Raw genomic sequence first — 19,916 nt, forward strand, 5'->3', positions numbered from 1 at the left:
ATATGTCTGACAGGAATCGCGTGTTTCGCCCCCTTTACCTTGCCGCATCGGGTGTTTTCCTCGGCCTGAGCATGCCGCTCATCACAGCTGCGCTTCCAACACAGTCGCCAGTTCATGCGCCCGCATCGCTGCTAGCGCTCGCGCCGTCAGCATCCCTGGCGCACGCTGAGGCACCGACGGATGTTTCCGGTGACGTGGCCGATCTCGCAGGTGTGCTGAACGGCGGCGAAGAGGCTCGCCTGAAGGAGCAGATTCAGCAACTTAAGACGGATAAGCGGCTCCTGTTCTCGGTGTTTTATATCAAGAGCTTCGACGGTATCCAGGGCGAGCAATGGGCGCAGCAGGCCTGGGAGCACCTCGGCGCTGCCGACAACCGCGGTGTCCTGGTCGTCGCCGTGGAAGACCGTAACCTCGGCGCTTTCGTCGGCAACTCCTTCCCCAGCAATGCAGAAGCCGTCAACAGCGCAGCTCAAGGACAGCTGTTAGAGGACGACAACTGGGCGGCTGCGGGTGAAGCTGCCATCGCCGAGGCAGGCGGTGGCAGCGGCTCCGCCGGAGGGTGGGCGCTCGGCGCCGGCCTCGGTGGTGCCGCCGTTGTCGGTGGCACCACTTGGGCCGTGAGCCGTCGCAACAAGAAGAAGCGGGACGAGGAAGAGATTGCTCGTGGCCGCAACATCGACCCCAAGGATGTCTCTTCGCTGGACTCGCTGAGTACCAGCTCGCTCGATGTTCTTGCGCACGATGAGATTGTCAGTACTGATGAGTCCATTCGCAAGGCCAGCACCGAGCTCGACCTCGCTCGCGCCGAATTCGGTACCGAGCGCATCCGCAGCTTCGACAACGCACTGAAGCACTCGCAGTCCACACTCGAGCGTGCATTCACCCTTCGCCAACAGCTTGACGACGGCTCCGTCACCGACGAAATCGAGCGCCGCAGTGTCCTACTGGAGATTATCTCTACCTGTGGTGTTGCCGATAATCAGCTCGACGCCGAGGCTGCGAACTTCCAGAAGCTCCGCCAAGAGCTGATGAACGCCGAAGAGACGATTTCGAAGCTCACTCAGCGAAGCGTCGAGCTGCGCTCTCGCATGCCGGGTGCCAGCGAGATCCTCGACAGTCTGCGCGCACGATACGACGCGCAGATGCTCAGCTCTGTGACTGACAATGTCGACATGGCTACGGAGCACCTGAATCAGGCTGACCAGTCGATGGCTGAAGCTCGCCGCATGGCTGACCTGCCCGCCGGTGAGCAGGCTGGTCTCATCGATGCACTGTCGGCCACCGACTTTGCACTCACACAGGCAGAGAGCTTGTTAAGCGCCATTGAACACGCCGACAGCGATATTCAAGCCGCTGTCGCTGGACTGTCTGCCCTTATCGCCGAGGTTCGCGGTGAGATCGATGAGGCCTCGCACCTGATGTCGGCCCCGCAGGGTGCGAAAATCAACCGCGAGCGCCTCAATGCTGCGATTGAAGCGGGCCGTGAAGCACTCGGTGTTGCGGCCAACAAGTCCGAAGTAGATCCGCTGAGTTCCTGGACCTCGCTGACCGATGCCGATGAGCTGCTCGACGAAGCCCTGGACTCCGCTCGTGACAAGGCCGCATCGTTTGCCCGCGCCACCGCCACGTTGCAGCACAGTATGCAGGATGCCGACAATCACATCCGCGCTGCAGCAGATCTGATTGCTACCCGTCGCCGTGTAGTCGGGGCTGAGGCTCGCACCCGCCTTGCAGAGGCGCAGCGTGCTTACGGTTCTGCTCAGGGTCTGGCCAATGATGACCCCCGAAAGGCACTGGCCTACGCACGCCGTGCCCGCAAGCTCGCCGCCGAGGCGGCTGACTTGGCTCGCCGTGACATCCGCCGCTACCAGAATCAGCGCCGCGGTGGCGGCAGCAACGGCTCGATGATCGCCGGCATGGTACTGGGCAGCATGCTCAGCAACAACAGTGGCTTTGGTGGCAGTGTCGGAGGTTTCGGCGGGGGGTCGAGCCGGCCAGGTGGCTCAGGCAGCACCATGGGTTTCTAGGCGGTCAAGGCAGCCGACCGCAGGAGTCTAAATCCGCATCTGGCGTGGTCCATCTACAGACCACGTCGCCAATGCAGCAGCGATGAGCCACTCTTCGAAACCATCCTGGAGGTTCCCCTCCCGCGCATAGACACCGAACAACCCGCGACCGAGGCTGTCCTCTCTGATAATGCGGGCGAGCTCGTAGCCCGGTCGCTCACTATCGAAAATCGTGCGGATTCCCCGTCCTTCTCTGATGAGAACGAAGGATTCCTCCTCGTCCGGATTTGTCATTACCAGCGCGTTAGTGCTGAAGAAGCGAGCTTTCACCTGCCAACGGCGCCCCTGCGGTGACGCAATCCAGAAAGCACTAAAGACCCCGTCCTGACAGCTCCAGCCGTCGGACAGGGTCTTTTTGTTCTCGTCGTAAACGACGCCGTCTGCAATGGTTGCTACACGATCCACACCCAAATCATATAGGCAATCAGCAAAAGCAAGCAGACAGTGAGAATCCAGGTAGAGGAAACCATGCGGGACTCCAGCACCCGACGGGCACTGTAGACCAGGAAGATCTTCTCTTCTTCCGGCAGCGCACGTCCCTCTTCGGTGTCGAACTGCACCTCTGCGTGGCGCACACCACGGGACGCACCGGTGAACTGGCCCCACTTCTCGCCAGTTTTCGCATTCTCAATGACGTAATTCGTCGAGCCCTCACACACCAGCTTGCCTTCAGGACGATCCGGCCCAAAGGTCACTGAAAGCTGCTTGGCTCGCGAAATCTTGTCACGGTCAGAAGCAACGGTCGAGAACACACGACCGTCGGGAAGCGTGGCGGAAACACGATGGTCAGCAGAGGCGTCAATAACCCACTCCCCTTCCGGGGTATTGAGGCGATCGCCCTGCTCATCACGGATGTACGTGCCGATTTCGGTGCTTTCCTTCAGAATCGGCCAGGTCTGCTCGGATTTTTCCCGAGAGCCGTCGCCGAGACTATAGGATTCCCAAAAAACTTCTTCGGCCATTAGCAGCCCACCAGGCGACCGGCGAAGTAGCTCTCCAGCTCGTCAATCTTGACGCGCTCCTGCTCCATGGTGTCGCGGTCACGGACGGTGACAGCGTTGTCCTCGAGAGTGTCGAAGTCAACGGTGACACAGTACGGAGTACCAATCTCATCCTGGCGGCGGTAACGACGGCCGATGGCGCCGGAGGTGTCGTAATCGACAGCCCAGTGCTGACGCAGCTTGTCCGCGACAGCCTCAGCAGTCGGAGTCAGGGTGTCCTTCTTCGATAGCGGCAGAACGGCAACCTTAACCGGCGACAGGCGCGGATCCAGCTTCAGCACGGTACGGGTATCGGTGCCGCCCTTTGCGTTCGGCACCTCTTCCTCGGTGTAGGCATCGCACAGGAAAGCCATCAGAGCGCGGGTCAGGCCGAAGGACGGCTCGATGACGTACGGAACGTACTTTTCGCCGGTGACCTGGTCGTGGTAGCGCAGGTCCTCCTTGGAGTGCTCGATGTGGCAGCCGAGGTCGTAGTCGGTGCGGTTGGCGACACCCATCAGCTCGCCCCACTCGTTGCCCTGGAAGTGGAAGCGGTACTCGAAGTCAATCGTGCGTGCAGAGTAGTGCGCGCGCTCATCCTTCGGAACGTCGAACTGACGCATGTTCTCCGGGTTAACGCCCAGGTCAATGAACCAGTTCCAGCAGGCGTCGACCCATTCATCGAACTTCTCTTCAGCCTGGTCCGGGGCAACGAAGTACTCGATCTCCATCTGCTCGAACTCGCGAGTACGGAAGATGAAGTTGCCCGGGGTAATCTCGTTGCGGAATGCCTTACCAGTCTGACCGATACCGAACGGTGGCTTCATACGAGCCGTGGTCATGACGTTCTTAAAGTTGACGAAGATACCCTGAGCGGTCTCCGGGCGCATGTAGTGCAGCCCCTGCTCATTGTCGACCGGACCGAGGAAGGTCTTCATCAGACCCGAGAACATCTGCGGCTCGGTCCAATTGCCCGGCTGACCGGTCTCCGGGTCCGGAACGTCTGCCAGACCATTGGCCGGCGGGTGACCGTGCTTGGCCTCGTAGGCCTCCAGCAGGTGGTCAGCGCGGTAGCGCTTGTGGGTGTGCAGGGACTCCACCAGCGGGTCAGTAAAGGTAGCGACGTGGCCGGAAGCTTCCCAGACCTGGCGCGGCAGGATAATGGACGAATCCAGACCGACAACATCCTTACGGCCAGTGACGAAAGTCTTCCACCACTGGCGCTTGATGTTTTCCTTCAGCTCCACACCCAGGGGACCGTAATCCCATGCCGAGCGGGTACCGCCGTAAATTTCACCACACGGGTAAACGAATCCTCTGCGCTTACACAGGTTGGCGACGGTATCGACAACTGACTTAGGTGCCACGGTCTAGACCACTCCTTATAAAAGGCTTCGCATCGCACACCGCACGCATTTTCAGACAATCAAATTCTGCCTATAACGCGCAGCGAACGACATAATGAAAAGCAAAATGTACTGACCCCAACAGGCCAGTTAAAAGTTCCCCTATACTCTAGCGCATCTTGTCCAACCGATACCGGGTAGTGTCATTTACATGGCTGGCGAAGATATGCACGAAGTTAGTTCTGGCAAAAACCCACGTGGTACGGGCTCCCCTGCTGGCTCCGGGGCCCACGCCTCCGCACGGCCGAGCGCAACCCGCATCGGTCAGCGCAATACTCGTCAGCGCCGCGCCGTGGTGTCAATTATGAGTGAGGCACCGAATTTCCGCTCCGCAGCTGACATTCATAAGTCGCTGACGGAACGTGGGGACAAAGTCGGCTTGACGACGGTCTATCGGACGCTCCAATCCCTTGCGGAAATGGACATCGTCGATGTTCTGCACAACGCCTCCGGAGAGGCTCTCTATCGGCTGTGCGGTGACCACCACCATCATCACCTGGTCTGTACCGATTGCGGCGCTACCGTCGAAGTTGCCGGCGGTCCAGTCGAGCAGTGGGCTCACAGCCTGGCGGAGGAACACGGTTTTAGCCTGACCGGGCACACTGCCGAGGTCTTCGGTCTGTGCGGGGACTGTCAGAAAAAGTCGACCGCGAAGTAGAACTCCTTTTGAGCCGACCCCGACAAGAACCGGCTGTTACAACCGCTGGCCCTAGGCCTTACCGAACCTGCGGTCGCGCTTGGCGTATTCCACCACGGCGGCACGCATGTCATCCCGACCAAAATCCGGGAAGAGCTTGTCCTGATAGACCATCTCCGCATAGGCGGACTGCCAGATTAGGAAGTTCGATGTGCGCTGCTCACCCGAAGGGCGCAGGAACAGATCGACATCCGGCATGGTCGGCTCATCCAGGAACTGTGCGAAAGACTTCTCAGTCAAGTCGTATTCGCTGAGCTCCCCCGCCGCTGCCTGACGAGCAATTTCCTTGGCGGCGTCAACAATTTCAGCGCGGCCACCATAGTTGACGCACATGTACAGAGTCAGCGCGTCGTTATCTTTCGTCTGTTCCTCTGCAATCTCGAGTTCCTTAATCACCGAGCGCCACAGACGCGGACGGCGTCCCGCCCAGCGCACGCGGACATTCTTCGAATCCAGCTCATCACGACGTCGATGCAGAACATCACGGTTAAAGCCCATGAGGAAGCGGACCTCATCGACCGAACGGCGCCAATTTTCAGTGGAAAATGCGTAGGCCGACAGGTGCTTGACACCCATTTCCAAACAAGCATCAACGCATTCCATCAGCACGGCTTCACCACGCTTGTGCCCCTCGGTGCGCTTGAGCCCACGCTGCTGCGCCCATCTACCATTGCCGTCCATCACGAGCGCGATGTGATTAGGCACGAATTGCTGCGGTACAGGAGGATTCAACACGCCTCCTATTGTGCCCCACCGCAACTATTTACTGCCAAAAAGCATCCACATGTTCCAGCGCCGGCACCCGGCGACCCAGGTAGTACTGCAGGTACTTCGCCGTTAAAGTGCGCGCCGTCGCCATCCGCCCCTCAAAAGAGCTTGACGACGTATCGATGCCCGCCCACTGCTCATGCGCGAGTTGCCACATCAGATGCAAAACCTCAGTAGGCGGAGTATCCGCACCCGGGGGCCTGCAGTTAGTACACACTGCTCCACCCAGCGCGGGGGAAAACGCATGATGAGGTCCGGCTTTGCCACAGCCCGCGCATTCAAAGAGACTTGGCTGCCAACCGGCCTGCGCCATTGCCCGCAGGATGTAGGAGGTTAGCGACAAATCGGGTCGATGCCGCCCGGCTGCAATATCGTCGAGCGACTGGGTGGTGAGTTCCCACAGTTCGGGAGCCGGTACTTGCTCCTCACCGACTATTCGTTCGGCAACGTCAAGGACTGCACACGCACAGGTATAACGCGCATAGTCGTCGACAAGCGGTGCCGCCCACGTGCGGACGGTGTCCGCGCCTGCGATGGTGGACAGCCCCCGGCGTGGGTAGATGTTGACATCCACGTCGACGAATGGTGACAGGCGGGAGCCGAAGCGGCTCTTGGCGCGGCGCACGCCCTTGGCGACACCGCGGACAAGGCCGTGGTCACGGGTGAAAAGGACAATGATGCGGTCGGCTTCGCCGAGGTCATAGCGGCGTACGACCAGCGCACGGTCGCGATACGGCTCGACCAATTCTTTAGAATCCCAACTTACCCAGCTGCTTCGGATCCGACTGCCAGTCCTTCAACACCTTCACACGCAGGTCAAGGTAGACATTCTGCCCGAGTAGTGCGATGAGTTCCTTGCGCGCCTTGTAAATGGTGGTGCCCATGCGTCGACCGTCGCGGCCCATGAGGATGGACTTCTGCCCCGGGCGCTCGACATAAATAACGGCGTGGACGTCCAGGACCCCCTCGCGGTCCTGGCTCGGCAGTACCTCATCAATCTGAACCGCCACGGAGTGTGGCAGTTCATCGCGCAGACCACCGAGAGCGGCCTCGCGAATCAGCTCTGCCATGCGGGTATGCAGGTCTTCGTCGGTGATGTGATCCTTCGGGTACAGACGCGGCCCCTCCGGCAGCTGGGAAGCCATGACATCAATCAGTGTGTTGATGTTCTCGCCCGACTTCGACGACAGCGGCACCAGCTCAGCATCCGAACCGAGCAGCTCCTGCAGCTCAATCAAGCGCTCAATAATCGTGTCGCGCGAGACCTTATCCACCTTGGACACAATGCCCATGATGTTCTTGCAACCCTTGGAGACGTTCTCGTAGATCCAGCGGTCACCGGGACCAATTTTCTCGTCGGCAGGCACGACCATCGCGACCAAATCCACATCGGAGTAGGTCTCCTGCACCATGTCATTCAGGCGCTCGCCGAGCAGTGTGCGCGGCTTGTGCAGACCTGGCGTATCCACAACGACAATTTGGCAGTTGTCGCGGTGAACTACACCTCGGACCGGATGACGTGTGGTTTCCGGCTGGTTAGCGGTAATGGCGATTTTCTCGCCCACCAGCGCATTGGTCAGCGTGGACTTACCGGTGTTCGGACGCCCCACAATGGAGACGAACCCGGAGCGAAAGCCCTCCGGCGCGCTGTAATCATCAGCATCGCCGCCAAGTCCGGCATTAGCCAGCATGTCATCAAGATTGCCCATCAATATCTTCTTCCTCGGAGTAGAACTCCGCAGTCGGCTCCACCACCACAGTGCGTACCCGCATACGACCACGACGGTCACGGGAGCCCTCGGCGGTAAACTTCAGTCCTGCATATTCTACGTACGAACCCGGCAATGGCACACGTCCAAGCGCATAGGCCAATAGACCAGAGACCGTATCCACCTCATCGGTGACCTCATCATCGAAGACGAGTTCGCGCCCGTGGGCCTCGTCGTAAAGCTCAATGAGCTCGCCCAAACTGAGACGCGCCTGCACGCGGTAGGAGGCATCACCCAGCGGTTCGATGGGGGCCTGCTCGGCCTCATCGTACTCGTCGGCAATCTCACCGACGATTTCCTCAAGGATGTCCTCGATGGAGATAAGGCCGGCCACGGAGCCGTACTCGTCGATGAGAATGGCGATGTGATTGCGGCTGCGCTGCATCTCATCGAGCAGATCATCCAACGGCTTGGAGTCAGGCACAAAAACGCAGTCACGCATGACCTCAGAGACGCTGACACCGCGGCCGCCGTCAGTACGCGAGTACGTCTGCTGGACAATGTCCTTCAAGTAAATGATGCCGACGATATCTTCGACGCTCTCGCCAATCACCGGCAGACGAGAGTGACCCGACTTCACGCACAGTGCCACTGCCTGACCACAGTGCTTATCCGCCTCGATCCACACCATCTCTGGGCGCGGAACCATAACAACGCGTGCCGACGTTTCCGCGAGGTCAAACACAGACTGAATCATGCGGCGTTCGTCGTGTTCCACAATGCCGCGCTCCTGCGCGATATCGACCATCTCGCGCAACTCGACTTCAGTGGCAAACGGACCATCGCGGAAGCCACCACCAGGGGTGATAATGTTGCCGAACCAAATCAGCAGCTTTTCCAGCGGACCCAGCACCTTGGCCATAAAACTCAGGATGACCGCGGTGGCAAGCGAAATCGAGTACGGATTCTTCCGGCCCATCGTGCGGGAAAATACCCCGAGTACCAAAAAGGTGAACAGAGCCAGCAACACGACTGCAGCCACAATGGCCCAGCGCTCCGGCTCGAAGTATTTGAGACAGACCGCCGCAAGTGTCACGGCGCCGATGGATTCGCACAGCGTCCGCAAAATCACCAGCACATTGACGTGCCTGGCACGATTCTCGACGACCTTGAGAAGCGCATTAGCACCTGCGACCTCGTCACGCTGCAGCTCCGCCACGCGTGCACGGGAAATCCCCGAGACCGCAGTTTCCACCGTGTTGAGTCCGCCAGCGCAGATCATCGCCACAACGGCGACAATTACCAAAGTGATCATCGTTCGTTAGAACGCTCCGGGAACGCATTGGGGTTAATTGGTTTTTCAGAAAAGCTCACGCCACGACGATCGATGTCGTCGTACCAGTCCGCCAACAGGCCATTCTGCAGGGAGAACATCTGCCGCTCTTCCTCCGCCGTGACGTGATCATAGCCCAATAGGTGCAGCACTCCGTGCACAGTGAGCAGAACCAATTCGTGGCTGAGTGGATGGCCTGCGCGCTCGGCCTGGCCTGCGGCAAACTCGGGGCACAGCACGATATCGCCAAGCATTGCCGGACCTGGGCTAGCTGCATCTGGTCGGCCAGATCCAGGGGTGAGCTCATCCATCGGGAAGCTCATCACATCCGTCGGCCCCGGCAGATCCAGCCAGCGCACGTGGAGGTCTTCAATCGTCTTCAAGTCGACAATGTGAATGCTCAGTTCAGCTGCCGGATGCACGTCCAGGCGGCCCAACGCATAACGGGCAACGTCGATAAGCGACTCTTCATTGACGCCCTGACCGGACTCGTTGAAAACTTCAATGCTCATGTAATTTCAGCGTCCTTTATCGCTTCGTGGCGGACTGTCGCTTGTGTGGGGACTCGGCGCCCTGCTCAATGCCCTCGTTATAGGCATCGTAGTCATCGTAGGCCTCTACAATTGCGGTGACCAGCGGGTTGCGCACAACATCGGCGGCGGCCAACGCCGGAAACGCAATTCCCGGCACACCGCGCAGCACCTCACGGGCGACCGCTAGACCAGACTGCTGCCCGCGGGGCAAGTCGACCTGGCTGGCGTCACCGGTGATGACCATCTTCGAACCGAAGCCCAGACGTGTAAGGAACATTTTCATCTGCGCCGGAGTAGTGTTCTGCGCCTCATCGAGAATGATGAACGCATTGTTCAAGGTGCGACCGCGCATGTATGCCAGCGGTGCGACCTCCACTACCCCAGTTTCCATCAGCTTTGGAATCAGGTCCGGCTCAAGCATTTCACGCATCGCATCGTGCAGCGGCCGCAGGTAAGGGTCAATCTTCTCGTGAAGAGTACCCGGCAGGAAGCCCAGGTTCTCACCGGCCTCTACCGCGGGGCGAGTCAGGATAATGCGCTCTACCTGCTTATTCTTCAGCGCAGCAACGGCCTTAGCCATGGCCAGGAAGGTCTTACCCGTGCCGGCGGGGCCGATACCGAAAACGACATTGTAACGGTCGATCGCATCGACGTAGTTCTTCTGCCCCTCGGTCTTGGGACGCACAGTCTTGCCACGATGTGTCACGATGCCACCGCCGAGCACCTCGCTGGCAGACTTCTCACCGCGGTCCACAATGCCCACCGCGTGGCGCACCGACTCCGGGGAGAGCTCATGGCCACGACGGGCCATGGCCTCCAGCTCCTTGAAAGCGCGGACGGCCAACGAAACATCAGCCGGTGCGCCCTTGATTGTCACAACCCCACCGCGCACATGAATATCTGCTGCCAGCAGAGATTCCAGCAGCCGTAAATTCTGATCCGCATGACCCACCACGATTGGCGCGAGATTGTCATCAAGCTCGACGACGGCAGTGGTACGAGCAGTTACTGAATACTTTGTCATTATGCGTCTATCCTACTGACCACTTGTGCGTGTGCCGCCCCACCGCTTCGTCAGCGGCCCCAGTGCGCAAAGAGCGGCAGCTCCAGCCAGGGCGCTGCGGAGAACCGTCGGGCCGAGCACTACCGAGCTCGCACCAGCGGCGCGGAAGGCCTCGAGTTCCCCGGGGCTCACTCCCCCTTCCGGGCCGACGATGAAGAGGACCTTGTCAGCGCTTGCTGCCTGTGTGGCGAAGTCCACGAACGGGGTCGTTTCTTCCTCGTGCAAAACGGCTGCCACGCCGCCTGCTGCCACGGTTTCCCGGATAAGTTGCTCAATATCGGTCGAGCTATGCAGGTCAGCGACCGGTGGGATCCATGCACGACGGGCCTGCTTGGCCGCCTCGCGCGCAGCCGACTGCCACTTAGCGCGGGCCTTGGTGACCTTAGCTGTGCCCTGCCATCGAGCCACGCAGTTCACGGCCGCCCACGGGATAATCTCATCGACCCCGGCCTCGGTCATCAAATCGACAGCGAGCTCAGCGCGATCCGACTTCGGCAGCGCCTGAACCACGGTGACGTGCGGGCGCGGTCGTGGACGCTCATCGGCGGCGACCACACGAACGTGGACCTCCCGCGGATCCACGTGCATGAGCTGTGCCCGCACCACCATGTCCGCACCATTGGCGAGGAGAATCTCCGAGCCCTCCTTCAACCTGCGGACGCTGACGTGCTTTGCCTCCGGCCCAAAAATCCGAATGATTTCTTCCGGGCGCGGCAGCTCGGTGAAATCACCGAGGAATACGGGCAAACTCATGCGTGCTTCACACTCACTGGGGGGGCTACGGGAGGGCGTGTTTAACGTCGGCGGAAACGGGAGAAGAAACCATGTCGTTCACTGGAATTTGACACCTTAGCGTCGTCATCGCGGTGATCGCGCAGCTTCTCTAGCAATTCACGGGACTTGCGGTCTAGCTTCGTCGGCACCGTGACATCGACATGTGCGACCACGTCACCGTTGCCTTCGCCACGCAGGCGCGGCATGCCCTTGCCAGACAGGCGAATCTGCTCTGCCGGCTGAGTTCCCGAATCGACCTTGATAGTCATCGGCTCACCGAGCAGATCCTCGACCTCAAACTCGGTGCCGAGTGCGGCATCAGCCATAGGAACCTGAACATTGAAGTGCAGATCATCGCCCTCGCGCTCAAACACGGGGTGCGGGTCCATGGCAACTTCCACGTAGAGGTCACCGGCCGGGCCACCACCCGGGCCGACCTCGCCCTGACCGGCCATGCGGATACGCATGCCGTCAGAGATACCTGCCGGGACATTCACGGTCAGGTCACGGCGAGCGCGCACGCGGCCGTCACCACCACAGTTGTTGCACGGATCCGGAATAATCTCGCCGGTTCCCTCACAAGTCGGGCACGGCCGCGAGGTCATCACATTGCCCAGGAAGGACCGCTGAACCTGCTGAATCTCACCAGTACCATCACAGTTGGTACACACCTTCGGCTTGGCCTTGGACTTCGAACCGGTTCCCTCACACTGGTCACACAGAACTGCGGTGTCCACCGTGATCGGCTTGCGGACACCTGTAAATGCCTCATCGAGCCCAAGGGAAATACGCAGCAGCGCATCTGCGCCTGGCTGTACACGCGAGCGGCGCTGGCGTGTACCGCTGGCGCCGCCGAAGAATGCCTCGAAGATATCGCCGACTCCGCCGCCACCGAAACCGCCGAAGCCACCGCCTGGCATACCACCCTGCGGGTCGAGAGGGTCCCCTCCCATGTCCACAATCCGGCGCTTCTCAGGATCCAGCAGGACCTCGTTCGCCTCAGAGGCCTCACGGAACTTCTCTGCAGCTTCTTCATCACCCGGATTACGGTCTGGGTGGTACTTGAGCGCCAGCTTTCGGTACGCCTTCTTAATCTCAGCGTCCGAAGCGTCCTTCTCCACTCCGAGGATGCCGTAATAGTCGCGTGCCAACTTTAGCTACTTCCTTTCAATACCCGGCCAACGTACTGTGCAACAGCAGCAACCGAGGAAATTGTTCCCGGATAATCCATAAATGTGGGGCCAACTACTCCCATGCCACCCAAAATTTCGGTGCCGGTGCCATAGCCGGTTGAAACCACTGAGGTAGCGCGCAGCTCCTCGTCCTCGTTTTCCTCACCGATGGAAACGCGAACATGGTGCAAATCCTGCGCGGCAGACAGAAGTTTCAGCACGACCACTTGTTCCTCGAGAGCTTCGAGAACCATGGGCAGCGTAGAAGGTAAGCGACCGGACATGTTACCACGGGTCAAGTTCGAAGCCCCGGCCAGGATGAGTCTGTCGTTCGGCTTTTCAATCAGCGACTCCACCAGCACGGTCGAGCAGCGGATGATTACATCCCGCAAATCGCGCGGGGCGTTAGCCGCAAGATCGGAAATCGCAATCGACGCGTCGGAAAGCGTGTGTCCAGACATCGCACGGTTGAAATGCTCGCGCAACAGCGGCACGAGATCGGGATCCATCGGTGCTGGCAGCTCAACATTGCGCTGCTCCACGCGGCCGGTATCGGTGATGACCACCAGAAGCAGTCGCGCGTCGGCCAGCTGCACGACCTCGCAGTGACGGACGCGGGAGACCTCCAGCGTCGGCACCTGCACCACCGCAACCTGACGGGTTAGCTGAGCCAGCAGCTGCACACTGCGGCGCAGAACGTCCTCCAGGTCGACGCCGCCTTCGAGGAACTCGAGAATAGCGCGGCGCTCGGCCCGAGACAGAGGCTTAATCTGCGAAAGACTATCCACAAAAAGGCGGTAGCCCTTCTCAGTCGGGATACGCCCCGACGATGCATGTTCCTGCTGGATATAGCCTTCGGCTTCCAGCACCGCCATGTCATTTCTGATGGTCGCCGAGGACACGCCCAGATTGTGGCGCTCCACCAGAGCCTTCGAGCCGACGGGCTCCTGGGAGGCTACGTAATCCGAGACAATTGCCCGAAGAACTTCCTGCCTGCGCTTATCCGTCTGAGATGACATGCGGATAGTTTAACTAAGGATGTCAACAATTATTGCGTCGGCCAGCAAACGACCGCGATTTGTCAGCTGAATCCGCTGGCCACCTTCGCCGGAAACAAACTCCACCATGCCCGCTTCCGCTTGCCGACGTGCCTTCCCCAGCTCATCCTCACCGAGCAGGTTGGCCTCAATACCCTCGGCCAGGCGCAGGCCCAGCATGATCTTCTCAGTGTGCCGATCCTCGGCCGTCAACTTCTCTGATTCCTTAACCGGCAACTCGCCGCCGGAAATGGTCGCCGCGTAGCGAGCCGGATGCTTGACGTTGTAAAACCTCGTGCCATCCAGGTGCGAATGCGCACCGGGGCCCGCACCCCACCAATTGCCATCGCGCCAGTAGAGCATATTGTGGCGACACTGGCCGCCCGGTTTTGCCCAGTTGGACACCTCGTACCAGTCGAACCCAGCCTGGCTCAGTGCGGCATCGATGCGCTCGTAGCGGTCGGCGAGATCGTCGTCGTCAGGCATGGGCAGCTCACCGCGACGCACCTTACGAGCCATCGCGGTACCTGGCTCGACAATCAGCGAGTATGCCGAAACATGATCTACTTCCGTGGCCAGGACCGCCTCCAGCGTCGTATCGAGGTCGGCCATCGACTCCCCCGGCGTGCCGTAAATGACGTCGAGGTTGATGTGCTCAAAACCGGCCGCGCGTGCTTCCGCCACCGCCGCAGCAGGACGTCCTGGCGTGTGCGTGCGATCCAGTGTGGCCAGCACATGTGGCACCGCCGACTGCATGCCCAGACTCACACGGGTAAACCCTGCCTCGGCCAGGCCTTCGAAAAACTCCGGGGAGGTCGACTCGGGATTCGACTCGGTGGTGACCTCGGCGTCGTCGGCAAGCCCAAAGCTGTTGCGCACACCTTCGAGCAGACGGCGAAGACCGCTCGCACCCAACATCGACGGCGTACCACCGCCGATAAAGACCGTGTCGGCGCCACGCGCGAGTTCGGGGTGCTTTACGACGGCCATCTCGAGCTCTGCCACGATGGCATCGAGGTAATCCCCCTGCGTTGCGCCACTGCCCAGCTGACCTGGTGTGTACGTGTTGAAATCACAGTAGCCACAGCGGGTGGCGCAGAAGGGGACGTGTAAGTAGACACCGAAGGAATCGGTGTGTGCGGAGACTTCGCTCACGCATGCTCCTTGGCTCGACGTTGCTTGACGCGGCGGACAATTTCATCGATACGGGCGCGTTCCATGAGAAACTCCGGGGGCCTGCGGCCGCGCAGCGCATTGGCAACTGCCGGATGAGTCTCAGGAACCGCAACGCACCAAGCGGCGGCAGCGGACAGTGCACGGCGGCCAGACTGCGCGTAAAGCTGCGGAAGCACTACACTACCGAGCTTTTCCACGCCTCGGATGTTCTCAGCGGAAACCCAATCGGCGAGCTCCTCGAGGTAGGAAGCTACGGCATCGGAGCGCGCAATCATGGCCTGTGTGACCGTAGGAACCGCGACGGGGTGTTGCAACGGCGCGGGGATGAGTGACAGCGACTGCACATCTGGTGACTTCGGCGCCAGATGCGGGTGCCGTCGCGGTGTAGAAGCCGAAGAAAGAGTGCCGATGCGGCCCGAGCGGATACCGGAGGTGAATGCTTGTCGCAGACCATCAAGTTCACCAATCAGAGGGCGGCAGTCCTCAACCGCCTCATCGACGATGTCAGCGAGCTCGAGGACGCATTCGTCAACCAGCTCACGATCTACATCAGCAACCGCCTGAGCGAGATGCTCGATGTGCTCGGCAACTTCGTCACCAATGTCGTAGAGCTCTTGGGTCACTTCGCGCAGGCGTAGCCGAGCATCGAAGTGGTTAATCATTGCCCGCCCTCCCATGACATCTTCGGTCTCGGTGACATCATTTTCGTTTCGTCTTTCGAACTTCGACGAATTTCGGCGAATGCCGGAAAATATCGGCGAACTTCGGCGTTCGAAAACTGAAAACTCCTTAAAAATTTCTAGCGCCCCTCACCTTAATGGGGTGAGGGGCGCTAGCCCGGTAACAACACGCTGCCGTTTTCTACCGACAGCGGGCCAATAGCGTATTAGCGCTGGTAAAGGGCCTCAATGTCGCGCGAGCAGTTGTCCATGACAATGTTGCGCTTGACCTTCATGGTCGGGGTCAGCTCGCCGCTTTCCTCGGTGAAGTCCCTGTCCAGGATGTGGAACTTCTTAATGGCCTCAGCGTGAGACACCAGCTCGTTAGCGGAGTTGACGGCGTCCTGAATCTCTGCGCGCAGAACAGCGCTGGAGGCAGCGAGCTCACGGATGGAGGTGTGCTCGGAGACGGAGTGCTCAATCTTCCACTTCTCCAGCGCCTCCTCATCGAGGGTGACCAGCACGGAGACGAACGGACGACCATCACCGATGACAACTGCCTGGGAGACCAGCGGGTGCGCACGCATGCGGTCTTCCATCGGGCCCGGTGCGACATTCTTACCACCGGCGGTAACAATGAGATCCTTCTTACGGCCGGTGATCTTCAGGTGGCCTTCCTCGGTCAGCTCGCCGAGGTCACCAGTCTTGAACCACTCTCCGTCGATGAAGGCATCCTTGGTTGCCTCTTCGTTCTTCCAGTAGCGGTCGAATACAACCGGACCACGCAGCAGAACTTCACCGTCGTCATTAATGGCGGCGGAGCAGCCACCTACCGGACGACCAACGGTACCAATGATTTGCTCGCTCGGGTTGTTCACAGTGATGGCAGCCGTGGACTCGGTCAGACCGTAGCCTTCGTAGACAGGCACACCGAGGCCACGGAAGAAGTGTCCGAGGTCAGAGGACAGAGCCGAACCACCGGAAATGGTGTACTGCACCGCGTCACCCATAGCTGCGCGAATCTTAGCAAACAGTAGGCGATCGTAAAGCTGGCGACGCAGCTTCAGTACGCGCGACGGACCTGCCGGAGTATCCAGTGCCTTGGAGTACTCAATGGCAGTGGCTTCTGCACGCTCGAACATGGCCTGACCGAATGCGCCCTTCTCCTTCGCGGAGGCGTAGGCGGAGTCGCGGACCTTCTCAAACACACGCGGCACACCGAGGATCAGGTGCGGGCGGGAACGCTGGAACTCCAGAGTAACGGTCTTGGTATCGGCCCAGTGTGACTGGGTAGCACCGGAGATCATTGAGGCCAGGGACACTGCGTGTGCCAGGACGTGCGCCAGCGGTAGGAAGGTCAGAATACGGTTACCCGGGCGAGCAATCAGACCAATTTCGTTGGTGAGAATAGCGCGGGCCTCCGCCAGCCAGTTACTGTGCAGCAGCACGCAACCCTTCGGACGGCCAGTGGTGCCAGAGGTGTAAATCACGGTTGCCAGGTCGTCGGCCTTGGTGTTCTTGATGCGACGCTCGACCTCATCGTCGTCAATGTCGCGACCTTCGTAGCTAATGGTGTCGGTAGCGGAAGCGTTAATCTCCAGCACACGACGCAGCTGGGACTCGCCCTCCGGGTTCTCGGTGCCTTTTTCGACCAGCAGGGGCTTCATACGGTCGGTGTGCTCACGTGACTCGGTGAATGCAAAAACAGCACCGGAGTTTTCAATAATCCAACGGATCTGGCCAGAGGAAGAGGAGCCGTAAATTGGGACAACAGCAGCACCTGCCATCCAGATAGCGGTGTTGATCAGGTTCCACTCGTAGCGAGTCTCACTGAGCAGCGCCACGCGGTCGCCCGGCTGAACACCGTTGGCAATAAGCCCCTTGGCGACACCCTTTGCCTCGTCATAAAACTCTTGAGTGGTGACATTCACCCACTCAAAGTTCTTCGGACGGGTGAAAAGCACCAGCTTCGGGCGCTTCTGCACCAGCTCCTGCAGCGAGGTAATGATCGTTTCATTCTCGCCGATGACGTATTTCGCCTCAGTAGTATATTCACGCATCGAGTTACAAACCCCTACTTTCGGTAATTCTGTCCGTCGTTGGTTTCGTTAGAAATCAACTTAGAACATCAAACCCGGCGCCGTTGTGATTTCGGTAAATATTTCGATAACGAAGTGATTTGTCTTACTTCTGGCAAAGTTTTTCTAAACTGGCATGATGGAAAGAGTGACACAGGCAGCTTCCAATACACCCCTTTCCTCTCCACTCGCTGACCTCGCTAAAGACGTCGGGGTTGGTGTTTCCTACTACTCTACCGAGGGCCAACTCGTGCACGTCTCTCGCGAGACAGTGCTGAAAACTCTCGCTGCTCTCGACATCGATTTAGGCCCGGATCCCAACGATGCCGAAATCAACGAGGCCCGTCGTAATTGGGCGGACACGCAGTGGTCGCGGCTTCTCCCACCCGTGGTAGTTGCACGCCAGGGCATCTTTCACCGAGTTCTGGTTCACGTACCGCACGGCAGCAATGTCAGCGTAACTGTGAAACTGGACGACGGCGCAGAATGGCCCTGCGCGCAGGTGCACCACTTGGTTCCGCCACGCCAAGTCGGCGATGTGATGATGGGCGAGGCCGCCTTCGCTATTCCCGAGGATTTGCCGCTGGGTTGGCATCGCGTGCGTGCGGTCAATGGCGACAACGTCGCGGAGTGCGATTTGGCCGTAACCCCGAACCGTCTCGCCACTGCCGACAAGTACGTACAGGAGCCTGCGCATGGGGTCATGGCACAGCTATATTCGGTACGCTCCAGCCGCAGCTGGGGTATCGGTGATTTCGCTACTCTCGGTGACTTGGCGCAGGTCAGCGCACAGCACGCAGGTTCCGACTTCGTCCTGATCAATCCGTTGCACGCCGCAGAGCCACTACCTCCGGTAGAAGACTCGCCGTACCTGCCCACCACTCGCCGCTACGTCAATCCGCTTTACGCTCGCCCAGAGCTTATCGACGAGTTCGGGTACCTGGACAAGGACGAGGCTGATGAAGCCCGTGCGTTAGCGAACTCGTTCCATCAGCTCAATCACAGCCCCGATGAGATTGACCGCAACTCCATCTACGCCGCAAAGCTCAAGGTATTGCGGGCAATCCACAAGATTCCACTGTCCAGCGCGCGCCAGGCGGAATTTGACCGTTGGCTGGAGGCCGAGGGCCGGGGCATTTACGACTACGCGGAGTGGTGCACCAAGCGTGAGCTCGCAGACCGCACCGCTGCTCGCGATGCCGCACAAAGTACCGCCAAATCGGGTTCCAAGCACGCTTCCGCAGCCACTTCTAATTCTGATGCGGTAACCGAAGACGGTATTGAACTGGTTCCTCCGCTGGGCAACCACACCAGTGTCGAATCACTGCGGGAGGAAATCTTCCAGTTCCACCTTTGGGCGCAGTGGATTCTCGATCAGCAGCTCGGCCAGGCACAAGAGGCCGCACTGGAGGCGGGCATGCGTATCGGCATCATGGCCGACCTTGCCGTCGGCGTGCACCCCGGTGGTGCGGACGCCGAGAACCTCGCAGATTGGCTCGCTCCTGATATCTCTGTCGGCGCCCCGCCAGATGGATTTAACCAGCGTGGTCAGGACTGGTCGCAGCCGCCGTGGAACCCACACAAGCTGGCAGAGGCCGGCTACCGCCCCTGGCGCGACATGCTGCGCACCATCCTCCGCCACGCCGGTGGCATTCGTGTTGACCATGTGCTGGGCATGTTCCGCCTTTGGGTCATGCCACGGATGGAGTCCCCGGTCAACGGCACCTATCTGTACTTCGACCACGAAGCAATGGTCGGCATTCTCGCCCTTGAGGCCGAACTCGCCGGGGCCGTTGTCGTAGGCGAAGACCTGGGTACTTTCGAACCGTGGGTGCAGGATTATCTCGCCTCGCGGGGCATTATGGGTACCTCGATTGTGTGGTTTGAATCCGACGGCGACCAGCCGAAACCACCGAGTGCTTATCGCAGCCTGTGCTTGTCCTCCGTCACCACGCACGATTTGCCTCCGACAGCGGGCTACCTCGCAGGCGAGCACATCAAGCTGCGGGAGCGTCTGGGGCTATTGCTTTCCGACGTCACGGAGGAAGACCGCCGGGATTTCGAGTGGATTCGAAAGGTTTTGGGCGCTGCCAAGGAAACCGGATGCTTTGTTGACACGGCTGCGGCGGACATGGATGTTCAGTCCCTTACCCGCGACAACCTGCCACCGATTGATGCGCTAATCACGGGTCTGCACCGCTTCCTCGACCGGACTCCTTCTGCGCTGAAGTGTGCGGCGCTGGTGGACATGGTTGGTGATCGTCGCACTCAGAATCAGCCGGGCACGACCCATGATCAGTACCCGAACTGGTGCATCCCTCTAACCGATGCTGAGGGCAAGGCCGTGCTCGTCGAGGATTTGCCTCGCTTCCCGGGCTTCAAGCGTTAACGGGTTCGCGAGCACCTAATCTCTCATTCTCTGGTGTTCATCGAATACTCAGGCCATGTGCCCGATGCTGAAGCCG

Annotated in this window: 18 protein-coding genes; 3 read left to right on the forward strand and 15 right to left on the reverse strand. The window is 59.8% G+C overall.

Annotation, left to right across the window (positions count from 1 at the left end; translation table 11 throughout):
• Positions 1-2 precede the first annotated feature (2 nt).
• Positions 3-2,027, forward strand: coding sequence for a TPM domain-containing protein (locus tag ADA16_RS04595; RefSeq protein WP_239659341.1), 2,025 nt, complete (start codon positions 3-5; stop codon positions 2,025-2,027).
• Between the two features lie 27 nt (positions 2,028-2,054).
• On the opposite strand, the gene ADA16_RS04600 is transcribed toward ADA16_RS04595, so the two are convergent.
• Genes ADA16_RS04600 through ADA16_RS04610 form a run of 3 tightly spaced genes read right to left on the reverse strand, consistent with a single transcriptional unit; the run spans position 2,055 to position 4,413 of the window.
• Entirely contained in the window at positions 2,055-2,471 is a 417-nt protein-coding gene (locus ADA16_RS04600) for a hypothetical protein (protein ID WP_048759590.1), read from the reverse strand.
• On the reverse strand, positions 2,459-3,028 hold the full coding sequence (locus ADA16_RS04605; protein ID WP_048759594.1) for a hypothetical protein: 570 nt from the start codon (positions 3,026-3,028) through the stop codon (positions 2,459-2,461). Before ADA16_RS04605 ends, ADA16_RS04600 begins: the two co-directional genes overlap by 13 nt.
• Positions 3,028-4,413 (reverse strand): glycine--tRNA ligase, encoded by a 1,386-nt coding sequence (locus ADA16_RS04610; protein ID WP_048759596.1) that lies wholly within the window; start codon positions 4,411-4,413, stop codon positions 3,028-3,030. The genes ADA16_RS04605 and ADA16_RS04610 overlap by 1 nt, the downstream gene beginning before the upstream one ends.
• A gap of 190 nt (positions 4,414-4,603) precedes the next feature.
• On the opposite strand from ADA16_RS04610, the gene ADA16_RS04615 reads away from it, so the two are divergent.
• On the forward strand, positions 4,604-5,110 hold the full coding sequence (locus tag ADA16_RS04615; RefSeq protein WP_048759599.1) for a Fur family transcriptional regulator: 507 nt from the start codon (positions 4,604-4,606) through the stop codon (positions 5,108-5,110).
• Positions 5,111-5,161: 51 nt separating this feature from the next.
• Here the strand turns inward: ADA16_RS04615 and ADA16_RS04620 are convergent, their stop codons facing one another.
• The 12 genes from ADA16_RS04620 to ADA16_RS04675 form a co-directional block, all read right to left on the reverse strand.
• On the reverse strand, positions 5,162-5,884 hold the full coding sequence (locus tag ADA16_RS04620) for an isoprenyl transferase (protein WP_161797585.1): 723 nt from the start codon (positions 5,882-5,884) through the stop codon (positions 5,162-5,164).
• Between the two features lie 28 nt (positions 5,885-5,912).
• On the reverse strand, positions 5,913-6,662 hold the full coding sequence (gene recO / locus ADA16_RS04625; RefSeq protein ID WP_048759601.1) for a DNA repair protein RecO: 750 nt from the start codon (positions 6,660-6,662) through the stop codon (positions 5,913-5,915).
• Positions 6,663-6,666: 4 nt separating this feature from the next.
• Positions 6,667-7,608 (reverse strand): GTPase Era, encoded by a 942-nt coding sequence (era, locus tag ADA16_RS04630; RefSeq protein WP_048759953.1) that lies wholly within the window; start codon positions 7,606-7,608, stop codon positions 6,667-6,669.
• Positions 7,609-7,612: 4 nt separating this feature from the next.
• Positions 7,613-8,941 carry a hemolysin family protein gene (locus ADA16_RS04635; protein ID WP_048759603.1) on the reverse strand — a complete coding sequence of 443 codons (1,329 nt, stop codon included), beginning with the start codon at positions 8,939-8,941 and terminating at the stop codon, positions 7,613-7,615.
• Entirely contained in the window at positions 8,938-9,471 is a 534-nt protein-coding gene (gene ybeY / locus ADA16_RS04640; protein ID WP_005511056.1) for an rRNA maturation RNase YbeY, read from the reverse strand. The genes ADA16_RS04635 and ybeY overlap by 4 nt, the downstream gene beginning before the upstream one ends.
• A 16-nt stretch (positions 9,472-9,487) precedes the next feature.
• On the reverse strand, positions 9,488-10,516 hold the full coding sequence (locus ADA16_RS04645) for a PhoH family protein (RefSeq protein WP_048759605.1): 1,029 nt from the start codon (positions 10,514-10,516) through the stop codon (positions 9,488-9,490).
• A gap of 12 nt (positions 10,517-10,528) precedes the next feature.
• Positions 10,529-11,308, reverse strand: coding sequence for a 16S rRNA (uracil(1498)-N(3))-methyltransferase (locus tag ADA16_RS04650; protein WP_048759608.1), 780 nt, complete (start codon positions 11,306-11,308; stop codon positions 10,529-10,531).
• A 41-nt stretch (positions 11,309-11,349) separates the two neighbouring features.
• Entirely contained in the window at positions 11,350-12,480 is a 1,131-nt protein-coding gene (gene dnaJ, locus ADA16_RS04655) for a molecular chaperone DnaJ (RefSeq protein WP_048759609.1), read from the reverse strand.
• A gap of 2 nt (positions 12,481-12,482) precedes the next feature.
• Complete coding sequence (hrcA, locus tag ADA16_RS04660; protein WP_048759610.1) at positions 12,483-13,520, reverse strand: heat-inducible transcriptional repressor HrcA; 1,038 nt, start codon at positions 13,518-13,520, stop codon at positions 12,483-12,485.
• Between the two features lie 9 nt (positions 13,521-13,529).
• On the reverse strand, positions 13,530-14,693 hold the full coding sequence (hemW, locus tag ADA16_RS04665; RefSeq protein WP_048759612.1) for a radical SAM family heme chaperone HemW: 1,164 nt from the start codon (positions 14,691-14,693) through the stop codon (positions 13,530-13,532).
• On the reverse strand, positions 14,690-15,376 hold the full coding sequence (locus tag ADA16_RS04670; protein WP_048759614.1) for a hypothetical protein: 687 nt from the start codon (positions 15,374-15,376) through the stop codon (positions 14,690-14,692). Before ADA16_RS04670 ends, hemW begins: the two co-directional genes overlap by 4 nt.
• A 224-nt stretch (positions 15,377-15,600) precedes the next feature.
• Positions 15,601-17,433: an AMP-dependent synthetase/ligase gene (locus ADA16_RS04675; RefSeq protein ID WP_048759615.1), complete on the reverse strand. Its 1,833-nt coding sequence runs from the start codon at positions 17,431-17,433 to the stop codon at positions 15,601-15,603.
• A 154-nt stretch (positions 17,434-17,587) separates the two neighbouring features.
• On the opposite strand from ADA16_RS04675, the gene malQ reads away from it, so the two are divergent.
• Positions 17,588-19,840, forward strand: a complete 2,253-nt coding sequence (malQ, locus tag ADA16_RS04680; protein ID WP_048759618.1) for a 4-alpha-glucanotransferase — start codon at positions 17,588-17,590, stop codon at positions 19,838-19,840.
• Positions 19,841-19,916: the final 76 nt, after the last annotated feature.

Source organism: Corynebacterium vitaeruminis (genome assembly GCF_001054325.1).
GTDB lineage: Bacteria > Actinomycetota > Actinomycetes > Mycobacteriales > Mycobacteriaceae > Corynebacterium > Corynebacterium vitaeruminis_A.

What these genes read in the sequence shown, in the direction of transcription:
- ADA16_RS04595 (WP_239659341.1), top strand. Translation starts at nt 3, where the DNA reads ATGTCTGACAGGAATCGCGTGTTTCGCCCCCTTTACCTTGCCGCATCG.
- ADA16_RS04605 (WP_048759594.1), bottom strand. Translation starts at nt 3,028, where the DNA reads ATGGCCGAAGAAGTTTTTTGGGAATCCTATAGTCTCGGCGACGGCTCT.
- ADA16_RS04615 (WP_048759599.1), top strand. Translation starts at nt 4,604, where the DNA reads ATGGCTGGCGAAGATATGCACGAAGTTAGTTCTGGCAAAAACCCACGT.
- era (WP_048759953.1), bottom strand. Translation starts at nt 7,608, where the DNA reads ATGCTGGCTAATGCCGGACTTGGCGGCGATGCTGATGATTACAGCGCG.
- ADA16_RS04635 (WP_048759603.1), bottom strand. Translation starts at nt 8,941, where the DNA reads ATGATCACTTTGGTAATTGTCGCCGTTGTGGCGATGATCTGCGCTGGC.
- ybeY (WP_005511056.1), bottom strand. Translation starts at nt 9,471, where the DNA reads ATGAGCATTGAAGTTTTCAACGAGTCCGGTCAGGGCGTCAATGAAGAG.
- ADA16_RS04645 (WP_048759605.1), bottom strand. Translation starts at nt 10,516, where the DNA reads ATGACAAAGTATTCAGTAACTGCTCGTACCACTGCCGTCGTCGAGCTT.
- ADA16_RS04650 (WP_048759608.1), bottom strand. Translation starts at nt 11,308, where the DNA reads ATGAGTTTGCCCGTATTCCTCGGTGATTTCACCGAGCTGCCGCGCCCG.
- hrcA (WP_048759610.1), bottom strand. Translation starts at nt 13,520, where the DNA reads ATGTCATCTCAGACGGATAAGCGCAGGCAGGAAGTTCTTCGGGCAATT.
- ADA16_RS04670 (WP_048759614.1), bottom strand. Translation starts at nt 15,376, where the DNA reads ATGATTAACCACTTCGATGCTCGGCTACGCCTGCGCGAAGTGACCCAA.
- ADA16_RS04675 (WP_048759615.1), bottom strand. Translation starts at nt 17,433, where the DNA reads ATGCGTGAATATACTACTGAGGCGAAATACGTCATCGGCGAGAATGAA.
- malQ (WP_048759618.1), top strand. Translation starts at nt 17,588, where the DNA reads ATGATGGAAAGAGTGACACAGGCAGCTTCCAATACACCCCTTTCCTCT.